This window comes from uncultured Bacteroides sp., from assembly GCF_902472605.1.
In the GTDB taxonomy this organism is placed as follows: Bacteria; Bacteroidota; Bacteroidia; order Bacteroidales; family Bacteroidaceae; genus Phocaeicola.
The window spans coordinates 16,275-34,969 of record NZ_CABROP010000017.1 but is presented as its reverse complement, the minus strand read 5'-3'; the positions used below and the strand labels follow the sequence as shown (position 1 = coordinate 34,969).

The 18,695-nt window shown below is 46.7% G+C and carries 11 protein-coding genes; 8 read left to right on the top strand and 3 right to left on the bottom strand.

From position 1 onward, the window contains the following. Position 1 precedes the first annotated feature (1 nt). Positions 2–4,342, bottom strand: a complete 4,341-nt coding sequence (locus RDP42_RS05540) for a CusA/CzcA family heavy metal efflux RND transporter (RefSeq protein WP_308762877.1) — start codon at positions 4,340–4,342, stop codon at positions 2–4. A gap of 276 nt (positions 4,343–4,618) precedes the next feature. Here RDP42_RS05540 and RDP42_RS05535 point away from each other — a divergent pair, with 276 nt between their 5' ends. The 7 genes from RDP42_RS05535 to galK all read left to right on the top strand — a co-directional run bounded on the left by RDP42_RS05535 (position 4,619) and on the right by galK (position 12,582). Beyond that, positions 4,619–5,236, top strand: a complete 618-nt coding sequence (locus RDP42_RS05535) for a nucleotide exchange factor GrpE (protein WP_308762876.1) — start codon at positions 4,619–4,621, stop codon at positions 5,234–5,236. 15 nt (positions 5,237–5,251) lie between these two features. Further along, positions 5,252–6,436 (top strand): molecular chaperone DnaJ, encoded by a 1,185-nt coding sequence (gene dnaJ / locus RDP42_RS05530; protein ID WP_308762875.1) that lies wholly within the window; start codon positions 5,252–5,254, stop codon positions 6,434–6,436. A gap of 169 nt (positions 6,437–6,605) precedes the next feature. Further along, positions 6,606–7,262: a hypothetical protein gene (locus RDP42_RS05525; RefSeq protein WP_303914290.1), complete on the top strand. Its 657-nt coding sequence runs from the start codon at positions 6,606–6,608 to the stop codon at positions 7,260–7,262. A gap of 71 nt (positions 7,263–7,333) precedes the next feature. After that, positions 7,334–8,620, top strand: a complete 1,287-nt coding sequence (locus RDP42_RS05520; RefSeq protein WP_308762874.1) for a folylpolyglutamate synthase/dihydrofolate synthase family protein — start codon at positions 7,334–7,336, stop codon at positions 8,618–8,620. A 96-nt stretch (positions 8,621–8,716) separates the two neighbouring features. Continuing rightward, on the top strand, positions 8,717–9,811 hold the full coding sequence (locus RDP42_RS05515) for an aldose epimerase family protein (protein ID WP_308762873.1): 1,095 nt from the start codon (positions 8,717–8,719) through the stop codon (positions 9,809–9,811). A gap of 51 nt (positions 9,812–9,862) precedes the next feature. Next, positions 9,863–11,356, top strand: coding sequence for an MFS transporter (locus RDP42_RS05510; RefSeq protein WP_308762872.1), 1,494 nt, complete (start codon positions 9,863–9,865; stop codon positions 11,354–11,356). 71 nt (positions 11,357–11,427) lie between these two features. Then, positions 11,428–12,582, top strand: coding sequence for a galactokinase (galK, locus tag RDP42_RS05505; protein WP_308762871.1), 1,155 nt, complete (start codon positions 11,428–11,430; stop codon positions 12,580–12,582). Between the two features lie 73 nt (positions 12,583–12,655). Here the strand turns inward: galK and RDP42_RS05500 are convergent, their stop codons facing one another. Both RDP42_RS05500 and RDP42_RS05495 read right to left on the bottom strand, forming a co-directional pair. Beyond that, positions 12,656–13,825, bottom strand: a complete 1,170-nt coding sequence (locus RDP42_RS05500; protein ID WP_308762870.1) for a DUF3843 family protein — start codon at positions 13,823–13,825, stop codon at positions 12,656–12,658. A 22-nt stretch (positions 13,826–13,847) separates the two neighbouring features. Next, positions 13,848–15,023, bottom strand: coding sequence for an MFS transporter (locus tag RDP42_RS05495; protein ID WP_308762869.1), 1,176 nt, complete (start codon positions 15,021–15,023; stop codon positions 13,848–13,850). 413 nt (positions 15,024–15,436) lie between these two features. On the opposite strand from RDP42_RS05495, the gene RDP42_RS05490 reads away from it, so the two are divergent. Beyond that, positions 15,437–18,640, top strand: a complete 3,204-nt coding sequence (locus tag RDP42_RS05490; RefSeq protein WP_308762868.1) for a carboxypeptidase regulatory-like domain-containing protein — start codon at positions 15,437–15,439, stop codon at positions 18,638–18,640. Positions 18,641–18,695 lie beyond the last annotated feature (55 nt).

Genomic DNA, 18,695 nt, shown 5'->3' with positions numbered 1-18,695 from the left:
TTTATTCAGTGTATAATTCGATTTCCAGTACGGATACGTTGTAGGCATATACCGTTTCAATGTAATTCTTGCGGATTTCGCGAGAAGCATTCAAATTCTGTACGAAATCCGTGATGTTGATTTCACTTTCCTTGAACTTCAGCAAGGCACTTTCCTGAAGAGCTTCCGCTTCTTTCAGAGCTGCCTTGGAATAGTAGTCCAGGCTTTCCTGCTGCTGACGGGCACGCCGGTAAAGTTCTTCCACCTGATTATTCAACTGCACCCGGTTCTGCTCGGCCTGCCATTCCGCAATTTGCAGGTTTACCTTGGCCTGCTTGCTGCGGCTGCGCTGCGGAAAGAACAAAATAGGGAAAGACACTCCCACCATCCACGAATTCAATCCGTTCAGCGGCGCGATTTTCTGACGCACATAGCCCACTGAGAATTCCGGAAAAAACTTACTGCGTTCAATACGTAGTTCAGATTTCTTTTCCTGCACCTGGCTGGCAAAATAATTCAGATGAGCTGCCGAAAGAGATCTGTCCTGCACAGAAAGTGGAAGAACAGCCAATGAGCTGTCGTTCGGTACCACCGGAGAATCTGAGTAGCAAGCCCAAGCAAAACGGCGGGAAGCCAGTTCCATCTCTTCACGTGCCTGCAGGATGCGAGTGTGGAGATCGGCTGCCAGCGCGGCAATCATGCTCCGCTCCGTCTGGTCGATATCTCCCTGCTGGAAACGCAGTTCCCCGCTTTCTTTCAGCTTCAGGGCCAGCTCTTCCTGCTCTCCATACAAACGATACAAATGGAGAGCATATTGATAATACACCCAAGCCCGTTTTACTTCGGCCACAATTTCTTTCTTCACCATGTCGCGGTAGTTACTCCCAGTACTCACCTGCGCATTGACCAAGGCATTCTTATAGAATGGCGTCAGGAACGAACCCAGCGACTGTTCTACCGACAGTTCATTGTCTTTCCGGTATTCCCCATTCAACTGCCCCCAGGAGTAACTGAACGAAGTGTTACCCCCGTTCCACACTTCTCCACGGGCTGCCCGGCTCCGTTCGATTTCCGCATTGGCCATCTTCAACCGTGGGTGATTCTGCAAGGCTATTTCCAAGGCCTCATCCAGCGAAATCGCCTTCTGAGGAGTCGGAGTCACGGCGGAAGCAGATGCGGCCAGCAATAACAGCAGACAGGTCATTCCGGTTTTTCGGCCCAACCGAGCACGGTGTCTTTTCCGTCCCCACAAATGGGCAATGACATTTACCAGCCGGTAGAACACCGGAATGACAATCAAGGTCAGCACGGTAGACACAATCAATCCGCCAATCACTACCGTAGCCAGCGGGCGTTGTACTTCAGCCCCGGCCGATGTAGCTACTGCCATAGGAACAAAACCTAGTGAAGCCACCAGTCCGGTCAAAAATACCGGTCTCAACAGATGAGGACATCCTCTTGCAATGATTCGATTCGTACACATAGTATAAGTCTTTTCTTTTCGTAAGTCATTAAAATGGTTGATCATCAAGATACCATTCAACACGGCCACACCAAACAGGGCAATAAATCCTACGCCGGCCGAAATACTGAACGGAAGACCACGCAACCACAAGGCTACGATACCTCCAATCAGCGACAAAGGTACGGTAGAAAAAACAACTAACGAATAAATTACGCTTTTAAATGCGAAAAACAACAGCAAAAGTATCAGCATCAGGGCTATCGGAATCACAATGCTCAACGTGCGTACGGCATTCTGCAGGTTTTCAAACTGGCCACCGTACTCCCAGTAATAACCCGGTTTCAGCTTGACATTCTGCTCCAGTGAGGTACGTATCTGTTCCACTACCTGCTGGATGTCGGCATCGCGTACATTGACACCGATGACAATCCGTCGTTTGGTGGCATCGCGGTTAATCTGTAACGGCCCGTTCTCCAGGTCGATGCTGGCCACTTCGCTGACCGGTATCTGGATGCCTTCGCTCGTGCGGACAAACAGTTTGTCGATGTTCAGGTCTTGCACCTTATCCTTGTCCAGACGCAATACGAGGTCGAAACGGCGTTCGTTTTCAAAGACCACTCCGGCAGTCTCTCCGGCGTAGGCTGTACGGATAATCGTATTCAGTTCTTCAATGTCAATGCCGTAGCGGGCAATCTTGGCACGGTCGTATTTCACCAGCAACTGCGGAAGTCCCATGGCCTGCTCTACCAGCACATCGGAAGCACCCGGCACCTGTTCCACATATTTGGCCGCCTCTTTGGCCTTGGCATAGAGTTCGACCATATCTTCTCCATACAGTTTGATGGCAATATCGGCTTTGGCTCCCGTCATCAACTCATTGAAACGCAACTGGATGGGCTGGCTGAAATTGAACTCGGCTCCTTTCACCGACTCCAGCGACTTTTTCATCTTCTCCACCATCTCCGCGCGGCTGCTGGCCGAGGTCCATTCACTGAACGGCTTCATCACAATCATCACGTCGGCATCTTCTACGGCCATCGGGTCGGTCGGCACTTCGGCCGTACCGATTTTGGCGACCACGTGCTTGATTTCCGGAAAATCCTCTTTCAGTTTCTTCTCGGCTGCAAGCGACACCTCGATACTGCGGCTCAGTGAACTACCCGCCGGAAGCGTCATCTGCATGGCGAAGTCACCTTCATCGAGTGTCGGAATAAATTCGGCTCCCAACCGGGTGAACAACAAGAAGGATAATATTAATAAGGTAAAGGCCGAAGCCAACGTACCCCACACATGGGCCAGACAGAAACTCAAGGCACGGTGATACACGCGGTTCAACTTCTCAAAGAAACGGTCGGCCAAGGTCGGCTTGGACGAAACGGTACGTTTCAGGAAAAGCGAAGCCATCATCGGCACATAAGTGAGTGACAACAACAGAGCTCCGATGATACAGAACACCAGCGTCTTGGCCATCGGAGTAAAGTATTTTCCTTCGATTCCGGTCAAAGTCAATATCGGGAAGAATACAATCAGGATAATCAACACCGCAAACGTCGCGCTCCGCACCACATTGCCAGCACCTTTTTCCACTTCCTCATCCATTTCCTGTTTACTCAGCGTGCGGCCCATCCATTTTTTGCTATAGATGTGTGCCAGGATACCTTCCAGTATCACGATGGAACCGTCGACTACAATACCAAAATCAATGGCCCCCAAACTCATCAGGTTGGCCGACACACCGAATACCCGCATCAGGATAAAGGCAAAGAGCATGGCCAAGGGAATGACGGACGCCACAATCAGTCCGGCACGTGCATTTCCCAGGAACACTATCAATACGAGGAACACGATAATGGCTCCTTCCACCAGGTTACGAATCACGGTCGAGATATTCCGGTTCACCAGTTCCGAACGGTTCAGATAGGGTTCTACGCTGATACCCTCGGGCAGCATCTTCTGTACCTTGGCCACCCGCTTCTCCAGTTCCTGGGTCACCACATTGGCGTTGGCCCCTTTCAGCATCATGGCGATACCACCTACACATTCGCCTTCCCCATCCTTAGTCATGGCTCCGAAACGCTTGGGGGCGCCATAGCGTACTTTTCCGATGTCGCTCACATGCACGGGAATCCCGCCCCGGTTAGTCACGACAATCTGTTCAATGTCTTTCAAATCGGAAATCATACCTTCCGAACGAATGTAATACGCCCGGTTCACCTTTTCTATATAGCTTCCTCCTGTATTCTGGTTGTTACGGCTCAGCGCATCGAACACATCACTGATGGTGATGTTCAACGAATACAACGCATCCGGATCGACGGCTACCTCATACTGCTTCAGGTAACCTCCGAAACTGTTGATTTCCACAATACCCGGAATACCCGAAAGCCGGCGTTTCACAATCCAATCCTGGATGGTACGCAGCTCCATGGCATCGTACTTCTTTTCATACCCGGGAGCCACCTTCAGCACATACTGGTAAATTTCACCCAAACCGGTGGTGATAGGCATCATCTCCGGCACTCCCAAATTGGAAGGAATCTCTCCGGCCACGGTCTGTATCTGCTCATTTACCAGCTGGCGGGCATCCAGTGTGGGCACGCTTTCCTTGAACACAACCGTCACCAGCGACAAACCAAAACGGGACACCGAACGGATTTCCTGTACATTCATGATGTTGCTCATGGCCACCTCAATCGGGAAGGTAATCAGCTGTTCTACCTCCTGAGGCGCCAACGTGGGCGACACCGTGACAATCTGCACCTGATTATTGGTGATATCGGGCACGGCATCAATAGGCAATGTCAGCATGGAATAGATGCCCCCTATCATTAAAAACAGTGTCGTCAGGGCGACAAACAGTTTTTTGCGAATTGAAAAACGGACTATTTTCTTAAACATTTTCTTGAGTGTTGATTGATGATGGTAGCAAAATTAACGTTTCACTACCTTTAAAAGATTCATAAAAGTGTGAAACAGACAAATCAAGGGTTGAACCGACCTTTCGGAGAGATGAAATGGAAAAAGGAAAGGTTGAAATTGAAACTTACCTTTTTCCATGTCAGTGTGGCAGTTTTTTATTATTTTTGCGGCCAATCCGCACAAGAACCGGATTAAGGCACAGAATTTGCTGGTGAAAAAGCAAAAACATTCAACTGAAATAAAAACCATTAAGATATGAGTAACAAAAATCAAAACCCAAACGTGGAAGAAGAATTGAAGAACCAACAGCAGAACACTGCCGAAAACGCACAGGCTGCCGCTGAATCTCAAGAAGCGGAAACGCAAGAAACCCAGAAAGAAGGGGAAGAAAAAAAGGAACTCACTGCAGAAGAAAAGCTGGAAAAAGAACTGGAAGACGCTCAGAAAGTAATCGACGAGCAGAAAGACAAATACCTGCGGCTGTCTGCAGAATTCGATAATTTCCGGAAACGTACCATCAAGGAAAAGGCTGAACTGATCAAGAACGGCGGTGAAAAGGCCATCAATGCCGTGCTGCCAATTCTGGACGATTTGGAGCGTGCACTGCAGAACATGCAGAAAGCGGAAGACGTGAAGGCCATCTACGACGGGGTGGAACTGATTTACCAGAAGTTCCTGAAAAACCTGCATCAGGAAGGCTTGGAAAAAATGGAACCTGTCGGTCAGGATTTCGACACCGATTTCCACGAAGCCATCGCATTGGTGCCGGCTTCCAGCGAAGACCAAAAAGGAAAAGTGCTGGACTGCGTACAAACAGGATACAAGTTGAACGAAAAAGTCATCCGTCACGCCAAAGTGGTGGTTGCCCAATAATAAACAGGTAGAGTCATGGCGAAAAGAGATTATTATGAAGTGCTTGGAGTTGCCAAAACGGCCACGGCAGACGAAATAAAGAAAGCGTATCGAAAGAAAGCCATCCAGTATCACCCGGACCGCAACCCGGGCGACAAGGAGGCGGAAGAGAAATTCAAGGAAGCAGCAGAAGCCTACGAAGTGTTGAGCAATGCCGACAAACGTGCACGTTATGACCAGTTTGGCTTTGCAGGTGTTGACGGTGCAGCCGGAGGCGGAAGCGGTTTCGGCGGCTTCAGCGGCCAAGGCATGTCCATGGATGATATCTTCTCCATGTTCGGCGATATTTTTGGCGGACACGGAGGTTTCGGCGGATTCAGCAGTGGATTTGGCGGAAGCAGTCAGCCGCGCCAGCGTAAGTTTCGTGGTTCCGACCTGCGGGTAAAAGTCAAATTAAACCTGAAAGAAATTTCTACAGGAGTAGAAAAGAAATTCAAGTTAAAAAAATATGTACAGTGTAGCCATTGTCACGGCACAGGCGCTGAAGGCGACGGAGGCACGGAAACCTGTCCAACTTGCCACGGAACAGGTAGCGTGACCCGTACCCAACAAAGTATCTTCGGCATGATGCAGACCCAAACCGTATGTCCGCAATGTGGAGGTGAAGGAAAAATCATCAAGAACAAATGTAAGGAATGCGGCGGCGAAGGTATCGTATACGGTGAAGAAGTGGTCACCGTGAAGATTCCTGCCGGAGTGGCTGAAGGCATGCAGGTAACCATCAACGGAAAAGGTAATGCCGGAAAACACAACGGAGTGCCGGGCGACCTGCTGGTCTTGATTGAAGAAGAGAAGCATCCGGAACTGATTCGTGATGAAAGCGACCTGATCTATAACCTGCTGTTGAGTGTGCCTACTGCCGCCTTAGGAGGTACAGTAGAAATCCCGACCATCGACGGAAAGGCCAAAATCAAAATAGAACCGGGTACACAGCCCGGTAAAGTACTCCGTCTACGAGGCAAAGGCTTACCGAACATCAACAGCTACGGATACAATACGGGCACAGGCGACTTGCTGGTCAACGTCAGCGTCTATATCCCGGAAACCCTGACCAAAGAAGAACGTCAGGCACTCGAAAAATGGCAGGAAGCCGAAAACTTCAAGCCGAACATGAGCCTGAAAGAAAAAATCTTCAAGAAGTTCAGAAGTCTGTTTGATTAATAACCTCTTTTTGACAATACACCATAGCCATCCCTCCACCAGGGGTGGCTTTTTTTATATATTCTGCCCAGCTTATCCAAATAATCTTTAAACCGGCTCTAAAAAGAGATAATCACGACTAACTCAATACCTTTTTTTGTAACTTTGAAGTGACTAAAATTTAGGAATCATGAAAAAAAGCTGTATCTTGTTCTGGATGTTATTCTGTCCGGTGCTTGTTTTTGCACAGACTGAAAACAAGAAGTCTCTGCCAGCTGACTCCATTGGTATAACCTCTTTGCAGATGGAGAACGCATTGCCGCAGGATACGCTCAGCGTACCGCTGCCTGCACCGGTACAACCTCAATATTTATATTCTCCTTTCGAAATGTATGGCATCACACCTTTCAATTATGGATTCGCAACCTGGGAACTGCACAAAGGGTTTAATGCCTCCATTGGCATGAACGTCACGTTCAGTCCCAGTAAATATGCTCCTTCCGGCGTCGGATTCGGACAGGATGCGGCTTTCCTGTATGCCGTACCGTTAAACAAACGCCTCAGTGTGGCCGGTGGACTGTATGCCAGCAATTTCAACTGGGGAGGCATCAATTACCGGAATGTGGGCATTGCCGGTATCGCGGCCTTTAAGGTGAACGAACGAATCAGCCTGTATGCGTATGGCAACAAATCGCTCATGCCGAAGCGTTCGCCCTACTACTACCCTCTTCCAAATTTCTCCCCCGACCGGATTGGTGGGATGATCAACTTCAAATTCAATGAAAGCAGTTCCATCAGCATCGGTGTAGAAGGAATCAGAGCTCCCCAAGGACCTTACTGGTGGTAAATGAAAGCTAAAAAGATAGGTTATCCTGATAAAAATGATGATATTTGCAGCGACTAAAAAAAACAAGAATCATGAATTATCAGGAGACCCTTACTTATCTATATAACAGTGCCCCTCTGTTTCAGCAAGTTGGCAAAGATGCCTACAAAGAGGGACTGGACAATACGTATGCCTTGGACAATTATTTCGACCACCCTCACCGTCGTTTCCGTACCATACACGTGGCCGGAACCAACGGGAAGGGTTCTTGTTCGCATACACTGGCAGCCATCCTACAGTCTGCAGGCTATAAGACAGGCCTCTACACCTCTCCGCACCTCGTCGATTTTCGCGAACGAATCCGTGTGAACGGTAAACCGGTGAGTCAGGAATTCGTCGTCGACTTCGTAGAAAAGCACCGTGCCTTCTTCGAACCGCTGCACCCTTCTTTCTTTGAACTGACCACTGCCATGGCATTTACTTATTTCGCACAACAGGAAGTAGACGTAGCAGTTATCGAAGTGGGTCTTGGCGGACGTTTGGACTGTACCAACATTATCCAACCCGACTTGTGTGTCATCACTAACATCAGTTTCGATCACGTACAATTTTTAGGCAATACCTTAGCAAAGATTGCTTCTGAGAAGGCAGGTATCATCAAAAAAGGCGTCCCTGTCGTGATTGGAGAAACTACCCCCGAAACCCGTCCGGTCTTTCAGGCCAAAGCAGACGAAGTGGGCGCCCCTATCGTCTTTGCCGAAGATGAGCACTTTCTTCTCAGCGCCACACGAAACGAAGCCATGCACTATGTCTATCAGACTACAGACTACGCAAATCTGGAAGGAGAACTGGGTGGCCTATGCCAGTTAAAGAATACCAATACCCTACTCTCTGCTCTCCACCAGCTGCCCAAGGCAGGCTATCACTTCACAGAAGAGAATGTACGGGAAGGTTTTCTGCACGTATGCGAACTGACTGGACTGATGGGACGTTGGCAGAAACTGGGAGAACATCCTACCATCATCTGTGATACCGGACACAACGTGGGTGGCATGCAATACATCACCGAGCAGCTGCGCCATCAGACCTATCACACGCTACACATCGTCATCGGCATGGTCAACGACAAGGATGTGAGCGGAGTGCTTTCCATGCTTCCTAAAGAGGCTCACTATTATTTCACCCAAGCCAGCGTAAAACGTGCCTTACCTTGTGAACGGATGAAAGCCTTGGCTGGGAACTACGGCTTACAGGGAAATGCTTATCCACATGTTGCAGAAGCCTTCGAGGCCGCCCGTCGGGAAGCTCAACCCAATGATTTCATTTTTGTGGGAGGAAGCAGTTTCATCGTTGCCGATTTACTTTCTTTAAACCACTAAACCGCATTCTTTCTTTGAAAAATGTTTGGGTATGTTAGAGAAAATCTTTTTATTTGCACAACAAAATGATGTGTGAACTAAAAAGATTTTAATAATATGAACAACACATTTTATAAAGAAAATAATTTAAGCGGCTTAAAAAGAGCAGATTTTCAAAAAACAATTGACGGTAAAGAAACCGATTTGTTTATTCTTTCCAATCAAAACGGTGCAGAAGCAGCCATCACAAACTACGGGGGAGCAATCTTAGCAATAATGGTTCCGGATAAAAACGGTAAATTGGCCAATGTAGTACAGGGACACGACAGCATCGACCACGTAATCCACAGTCATGAACCCTTCCTCAGTACCTTAATTGGACGCTACGGTAACCGAATTGCAAAAGGAAGCTTCATGCTGGACGGCAAAGAATACAAACTGACTATCAACAACGGGCCAAACTCTCTGCACGGAGGTCCAACTGGCTTCCACGCACGCGTATGGGATGCAAAACAAGAAGATGAGCACAGCGTCGTGCTGCATTACTTGGCCAAAGATGGAGAAGAGGGCTTTCCTGGCAATCTGGACGTAACTGTCACTTATACATTCACAGACAATAACGAACTGGTAATGACTTATGTTGCGAACACAGATAAGGAAACCATCATCAACTTGACCAACCATGCGTTCTTCAGCCTGGCAGGTCTAAACAATCCTACTCCTACTGTAGACAACAACATTGTCACTATTAATGCAGATTATTTCATACCTATTGATGAAGTATCCATTCCGACCGGGGAAATATTGAAAGTTGAAGGAACACCGATGGACTTCCGTACTCCACATACCGTGGGAAGCCGCATCAACGAACCGTTCCAACAACTGATCAACGGAGCCGGATACGACCACTGCTATGTGTTAAACAAGCGCGAAACCAATGCGATGGTATTTGCCGCAAAATGCGTAGAACCGGAAAGCGGACGTTCTTTGGAGGTCTATACCACAGAACCGGGCGTACAGGTCTACACTGCTAACTGGCACAACGGCTTTACGGGATATCACGAGGCTACCTTCCCAGCCAGAAGTGCCATCTGCTTTGAGGCACAGCATTTTCCAGATTCCCCCAACAAAGGACATTTCCCTTCAGTTGTATTGAAACCAGAAGAAACCTATCATCAAGTAACGATTTACAAATTCGGGGTAGAAAAGTAACACATAGGAAAACAATCTAATTTATAACTTAATACACTTTCAATTTAAACCATGGAACAACAAAAACAAAAAACTAATGTCATCGCAATCATTACGATGTTCTTTCTGTTTGCGATGATTTCATTTGTTACCAATCTGGCCGCACCGTTTGGTACTATCTGGAAAAACCAGTACGCCGGTGCTAACACATTGGGTATGATGGGTAACATGATGAACTTTTTGGCATACCTGTTTATGGGTATTCCCGCCGGCAACATGCTGGTAAAAATCGGATACAAGAAAACATCCTTGATTGCCATGGCAGTCGGTTTCGCCGGTTTGCTGGTACAATATTTGTCAAGTCTTTTCGGTGCTGACGTAGATGTATTTTCTTTAGGCGAATATTCTATCAAGTTGAATTTTATTGTATACTTGTTGGGTGCCTTCATCTGTGGTTTCAGCGTATGTATGCTGAATACAGTAGTTAACCCGATGTTGAACTTGTTAGGAGGTGGTGGTAACAAAGGTAACCAGCTGATCCAGACAGGTGGTGCATTGAACTCATTGGCTGGTACACTGACCCCTCTTTTCGTAGGTGTACTGATTGGTACAGTAACTCCGAAAACAGCCATGTCTGATGTAGCCCCCTTGTTGTTTATTGCCATGGGTGTGTTTGCCTTTACTTTCATCGTGATTTCTTTCGTAACCATTCCGGAACCTCACATGAGAAAGAAAGGCGAAAACGCAACAAAAGAAAAATTTTCACATAGCCCTTGGAGCTTCCGTCATACGGTATTGGGTGTAATCGGTATCTTCATTTACGTAGGTATTGAAATCGGTATTCCGGGAACCTTGAACTTCTATCTGGCTGATTCCAGCGACAAAGGAGCCGGCATCCTGACCAATGGAGCTGCCATCGGTGGTGCCATCGCCGCAATCTACTGGTTGTTGATGCTGGTGGGTCGTCTGACCAGTAGTATCATTAGTGGAAAGGTTTCAACCCGTGCACAGCTCATTACCGTGTCTATCACTGCCATTATCTTCACTATTATTGCTATTTTCACTCCGAAGAGCGTAGGTTTCAATGTTCCGACTGTAGTATACGACCCAGTAGCCAAGACTTCTGAAATTTTGGCCAATGCCGGTATACCTGCCGAAGAAATTGCAACCTTTGTCAGCAACCCGTCGGAAGAAGCACTGGCTCCTTATACAGAACAGCTGGATGAAGTACACATGACTACCACTGATGTGATGAACTCTATGAAAACTCCATCGGTACCGGTAAGTGCCCTCTTCCTCGTGCTTTGCGGTCTGTGTACTTCTGTCATGTGGGGAGGTATCTTTAACTTGGCTGTAGAAGGATTGGGTAAATATACCGCACAAGCTTCCGGAATCTTCATGATGATGGTAGTAGGTGGTGGAATCTTCCCGTTGCTGCAACAAGTCATCTCCGATGCAGTAGGCTACATGGCCAGCTACTGGCTAATTGTCGCTATGCTTGCTTACCTGTTGTTCTACGGTGTGACAGGTTGCAAGAATGTAAACAAAGATATTCCTGTAGAATAAATACGGCTGTCCGGTTCTGCATGTCAGGACCGGATATGCTTTTTAATATTAACCTTTAAATTTTTATCATTATGGACATAGAATTTGTAAGAAGCCGCTTCATCAAGCATTTTGACGGTACCACAGGCTCAGTATATACTTCTCCAGGACGAATCAACCTGATTGGTGAGCACACAGACTATAACGGAGGTTTTGTATTCCCGGGAGCAGTAGATAAAGGAATGGTAGCCGAAATCAAACCCAACGGAAAAGATAAAGTTTGCGCCTACTCTATTGACTTGAAAGATTACGTAGAATTTGGTTTGAACGAAGAAGATGCCCCGAAAGCAAGCTGGGCACGTTACATATTCGGTGTGTGCCGCGAAATGATCAAACGCGGAGTTGACGTAAAAGGCTTCAACACTGCATTTGCCGGTGATGTGCCTCTGGGTGCCGGAATGTCTTCTTCTGCTGCATTGGAATCTACTTATGCTTTCGCATTGAACGATTTGTTCGGTGACAACAAAATTGACAAGTTTGAACTGGCTAAAGTAGGTCAGGCTACAGAACACAACTATTGCGGTGTGAACTGCGGTATCATGGACCAGTTTGCTTCCGTATTCGGTAAAGAAGGACATCTGATTCGTTTGGACTGCCGTTCACTGGAATATCAGTACTTCCCCTTCAGACCGGATGGATACCGCTTGGTATTGGTTGATTCAGTAGTAAAACATGAACTGGCTTCTTCTGCATACAATAAGCGTCGTCAGAGCTGCGAAGCAGTAGTGGCAGCCATCAAAAAGAACCACCCGAACGTAGAATTCCTGAGAGACTGCAACATGGACATGCTGAACGAAGTGAAAGCAGAAGTAACACAGGAAGATTATATGCGTGCGGAATACGTGATTGAAGAAATCCAGCGTGTACTGGATGTATGTGATGCACTGGAAAAAGGTGACTACGAAACAGTTGGCCAGAAAATGTATGAAACTCATCACGGCATGAGCAAGCTTTATGAAGTAAGCTGCGAAGAACTTGACTTCCTGAACGATATCGCATTCGATTGCGGCGTAACCGGTTCACGTGTGATGGGTGGCGGCTTCGGCGGATGTACCATCAACCTGGTAAAGAACGAACTGTATGAAACCTTCATCTCTACTGCGAAAGAACGCTTCAAAGAAAAATTCGGCCGCAGTCCGAAAGTATACGATGTGGTTATCAGCGACGGTTCTCACAAGATTTGCTGATTCAATATCCATATCAAGCATAAAAAAAGCACGAATTTAATTCGTGCTTTTTTTATGCTTGTTTCTTCTCAAATCAATCTCCCCGATAATAATACAGCAACGAATGGCGGGCGATAAAATCAGCGTTCAACTTCACCAGCATCTTCTCTCCCACCTCTGGTAATTCCGCATCCGGAAGCAGATTCTCACAAATGCAATAAGTCAGTAAATCGGGCGGACAAAGCATCTCTTCAGTCAGCATACGAAACGCATTCTGCGATGCCTCCTCCTGATTATAAAAGGGGTTTTCCGTATCTGCAATATACTCACACACATCCTTTGCCAACAAAAGTCCTTTCTGCTCATCCACCATCAGCACAAAGTTACGGTTGGATTTCATCTGTGGCAGCGTATGGTTTTCATCGTCCGGCCAACGGAGAATCTCCACCAGAAAACGCTTCAACGAATCATACCCATTGAGATAGATAATCCGTCTTCCACCCGTCCACAATGTGAACAACCGATAGATTTCCGCATTTTTTTCCAACACCTCATCCGGTATCACCGGATCCTCCGGATACAATCCCGATACCTCCTTCCACACCTTCGACTGCTTGCCTGCCAGCAAGTCAATCCACTCATGCAAGAACAACGCCAAAGGTCCTACCGGCACAATAAACCGGTCAGTCGGAGTCACCTGCTGAATATATGGCCACATAGACGGTTCCGTAAGGTATGTATGACCGAAAAGCCAGGTCAGTTTCCGGTCAGCTTCCTTCTCGTCGGCATACCCCGAAAAATAATTGCGCAACAACTCATTCTCCGGCGCCTGCTCATAGGCCTCTTCCATGATCGGCATAAAAGTCCGTGCCAGTTGCAAAATCTGTCCGTCCAGCGGATTTACATACGAATGCTTGAACAAAGCCTTCTGCCACGTATTCCAAATCAGAAAACGGAGGTCTTCTTCATTAACTTCCCCTTTGATATAATTTCTTCCAAGCGGATAAAACGGAAGACATCGTCCGTACAGATGAGTATGAGCCGTTATAAAAGCCTGCCACAGCCCCAAATCTGACACCAAATCTTCCAGATAGGCAGCCACATAAAGACATATTTTCTTCCGGTACGGCTCTGGTACTTCTTCCAGATCACACACCATATAAAGCCGGTTGGCCAACTCCACAAAGAAACCATCCGACGGAGCTACCGTCGTATAGGGATGAATACCCAGCCAGTCGTTCAGATAAATCACATTCTTTTTCATTTTTTCTGTTCTCCATATTAAATCAATTCCGGGCGAAAAGCGTAATCAGCAGAGACACTGCTGCCAGGCCGATTCCTGCTCCTGTCACCCCTGCCCATCCAAATGCATGCCAGCAAGTACCAGCCAGAAAAGTTCCCAGCGAACCGCCCACGAAATATGTTGTCATAAAAATCGTATTCACCCGATTGGTCGCTTTTGGGGCCAGCGACAAAGCACACGTCTGGTTACTTATCTGGATGCACTGCATACCAATATCAATCACTACAATGCCTACGATAAAGCCCAAATAGAAATTCTGGAAGACATACATCACTACCCAGGCCAGTATCATCAGTGCACAACCCAGATAGGTAAAAAAACGTACCCCCAACTTATGCACCAGACTGCCCACAAAAGAAGCCGTCAAGGCCCCTGCAATACCACATAAACCGAGCATGCCAATCACATTGTTTCCTGCATGGAAAGGCTCTCCACTCAATTTGAAGGCAAGGCAGGCCCACAAAGCCAAAAAACTGCCGAAGCAGCATCCAGCCCGTGCAGACACCATCCGGATGGTTGGGTGGTCACGATACAGCGTAAACAATGACTTCATCAGTCCGCCATACGTTCCCTTGAAGTTCGACGGCATATCCGGCAACACCCTAAGAACAAGGAAAATACACAACAGCATGAGAAGGGCCGCAATGTAATACATGGTGCGCCACCCCCAATATTCTCCTACAAAGCCGCTGACCACCCGGGAACCGAGAATCCCCGTCAGCAGACCGCTGACCATCATTCCCACGTTGCGGGCCTTATTTTCCGGCAACGAAAACTGTGCCGCTATCGGAATGAAAATCTGTGGCATCACCGAACAGATGCCTGTCACCAACGAAGCCACTAAAATATAAGGAATGCTTGCAGAAGAAGCAATACTGCAAGTAGCCACTACCAAAAGCATAAAATTCACGACAATGATGTGCTTTCGCTTGTACAAATCACCCAGCGGGATGATAAACAGCAATCCCAGGGCATAGCCAATCTGCGTAGTCATCGGTATCAGGTTAGCAGTAAACTCCGAAACTCCCAGGTCCTCACTGATTCTATTCAGCAATGGCTGGTTATAATACAAATTCGCGACCGACAATCCCGATATCACAGCCAGCATCCACAACAAATGTGCTGGTATTCCTTTATTCTCCTCCAATCTTAATTTCATCTTCCGTCAAAATTCTTTGAGGCACAAAAATAAGCAAAAAACACAAGTACGAAAAATTCACTTACAGATTAAAACGGCAATAAATTCATAGTTTATGTAATAATATAAAGAGAAGTTCCACCTTAGCATAGAAAATTACAAATCCGTTACAAGGCTTAAAGCACAAATATCTCACACATAATCAGATACAAACATTTTTTCCACAAAGATTTCTTTTCTTTCTTCTAAAGTAAAAAAGTTAATTATTTCTTGACCGATTTGTTAAAGCACTAACATAAGCTCTACAGGTTGAAAAGATTTTTTAACTTTGCAATCGAAAAGTTCTGACAATCAGACTTTATTTAAGCAGAAACAACAAGTATTAAACTGACAAACACTAAAAATAGATTTACAATTCATTTAATCTAAATTTTATGCTACATCATTCCAAATTCCTGTTTTCAGCATTGGTCGTTTCAGCGATGGCTGTAGGCGCAAATGCTCAGGTAACCACTTCTGCTATCAGCGGAAAAGTTCTCGATGAAACCAAAGCACCGGTTATTGGCGCTACAGTGGTAGCCGTTCACGAACCTTCAGGTACGCTTTATGGTGCAGTCACCAACGTAGACGGACGTTACACCATCCAAGGTATGCGTACCGGTGGTCCCTACAAAATTGAAATTTCCTATGTAGGCTACAACAAGACAACCTACACGGGTATTTCCCTCGAACTGGGTAACACACTCAGCCTGAACGCTGAAATGCAACCGAGTTCAGAACTGCTGGACGAAGTAGTAGTGGTAGCCGATGCCAAGGCTAATGCCGGAGCAGCCCATAACTTCTCCACACAGAAAATAGAAAACACTCCGACCGTCGACCGTAACGTGTACGACATCGTGAAGAACATGCCGATGGCCATGACTTCCAAGAACGGAGGTATCACCTTCGCCGGTTCAAACAACCGCTACAACAGTTTCCAAATTGACGGTACGGTAAGTAACGACGTATTCGGTTTGTCTGCATCCGGAACCAACGGTGGTCAGACAGGTGCCAATCCGATTTCCATGGATGCCATCCAGGAAATCCAGGTAGTCGTAGCTCCCTTCGACGTACGCCAGAGCGGATTTACCGGAGGTGGTATCAACGCCATTACCAAGCAGGGTACCAACACCACTCACGGTTCTGCCTATACTTACTTCAACAACCAGAACATGTATGGTAAGTACAGCGCCGTACGTGATTATGAAAAGTCTCCGCTCACCCAGCAGTACACCCGTACTTACGGTGGAACATTGGGCGGTGCCATCGTGAAGGACAAACTGTTCTACTTCGTAAGTGCAGAAGCCAAGAAGGAATCGTATCCGTCAAGTGTGTATCCAGGATATACAGACAGCTATATCACCAACGACGTGGCCAAACAGATTGCAGATCAATATGCTGCATTGACAGGCATTCAGGAAGGTTACGCACAACCCGATATCGAAAACAAATCATTCGGTTTATTGGCCCGTATCGACTGGAACATCAACCAAAACCACAAGCTGGCTCTGCGTTACCAGCACAACAACTCATACGATGACAACTACAGCTTGGGTTCTACCACCTACACCTTCAACAACAGTGGTTACCGTATGAACAACAAGACCAATTCTATCGTAGCCGAATTGAACTCTCACCTGGGGCAGAACCTGTACAATGAACTCCGTGCTTCTGCCAGCTTCATCCGTGACCATCGTAACGTAGGTTATCAAGGCCCGACCGTTCAAATAAAGAACGTAAAAGGAGCAGATGGGAAAACAGGAGTAACCGTCAACATCGGTACGGAATATTCATCTGGCGCCAATTATTTGGACCAAGATATTTACACAGTAGAAGATAACTTGTCTTGGTATCTGGGTAACCATACGCTGACTTTCGGTACACACAACGAAATCTACCGTATGAAAAACCTGTTTATCCAAGCAGTCAACGGTTCCTGGTATTACAACTCCCTCGATTTGTTCTTGCAAGATAAGCCCTATCAGTATTCTTATAAATACACTGATCCGGAATTAACTGGAGGTGATACACGCTGGGCACCTGCCATGAAATCTGGTCAGTTCGGTTTCTATGCACAGGACAAATGGGACGTAAGTACAAACTTCAACCTGACTTACGGTTTGCGTATTGACATTCCGGTCATTTTCAATAACCCGACCGAAAACCCAACTTTCAACGAATATGCCGCTCAGCAAGGTTTCAATGTGCGTGTAGGTGAAAACCCGAGCGCGAAAGTATTGTTCTCACCGCGTGTAGGCTTCCGCTGGTATACCAATGATTCTCACAACACCCTGCTGCGTGGTGGTGTAGGTATTTTCACGGGTCGTGTACCGTTTGTATGGCTGTCAAATGCCTTCAACAACACCGGTATGGAAAGCAAGGGTACCACACTTGGGAACAAAGACAATAAAAACAACTGGTTGAATGACGCACCCGCTTTAGGACAATATGCAAATGACCCGATGGGAGCTGCCAATTCACAGACTGGAACTGCTGCCAAGCCTGACATCGTAACCGTATCCAAAGACTTCAAGTATCCGCAAGTATTCCGTGCCAACCTTGCGTTGGAACAGAAATTGCCGGGCGATGTGAAGATGACCTTAGAAGGTGTCTATTCAAAGACGATGAATAACGTATTCTTTGAAAACTTGGCCGCAGTCAATACAGGAGAAAAGGTATACGCCATTCCGGGAGTAGAAGCTTCTGCTGCACCGAAATACAGTAATACAAAGAGCAACTACTATAGTATTGTCAACCTGAAGAATACCAACAAAGGTTATACCTACGCATTGTCGGCCTTGTTGGAAAAACACTTCAACTTCGGTCTGGACTTGTCTGCATCTTACACTTTCGGACATGCCAAGTCTGTAAATGACGGTACAAGTTCAGTTGCCTACTCTAACTGGAAATACAACTATTCAGTAGACACCAATTCTCCTAACGAATTGGGTTTCTCCAAGTTTGACATTCCTCACCGTGTCATGATTCAGGCTTCTTATAGCAGCCCGAAATACTGGAACGGATGGACCAGCACCACTATCTCTGTAATTTATAATGGATTCTCTGGTAGCCGTTACAGTCTGACCATGAACGACAAACCGGATTTTAACGGAGATGGATACTCTGGCAACTCTTTATTGTACATCCCAACCGATGAAGAATTAAGCAAAATGATTTTTACAGGTGTAGATAAAGATGGAAAAGCCTTGTCGATGACCGCAGAACAGAGCCGTGCCGCTTTCAAACAATGGATTGAAAATGACAGCTATGCCAAGAACCACAGAGGACAGTATGCAGAACGTAACTCCAATTTAAGTGACTGGGAACATGAAATCGACTTGCACTTGGCTCAGACCATCTACAATGTACAGGGAGTGGGTAAACTGGAATTCACTTTCGATATCATCAACTTTGCCAACATGCTGAACAAGAAATGGGGAGCAAGCTATGAATCTGCTTACAACCTGTCTCCGTTGACTCTGGAATATTTCGATAAAAATACTGGAAATGCAGCCTTCTCTTACAATAAGGCTGAAATCCAGAAGAGTGATATCAGCTCACGCTGGCACTGCCAGGTGGGTGTAAGACTGACTTTCTAATGAAAGACTGACCCTTCTCATAAAAGGTGTATTGCCCACAAAACCAGCGGCAATA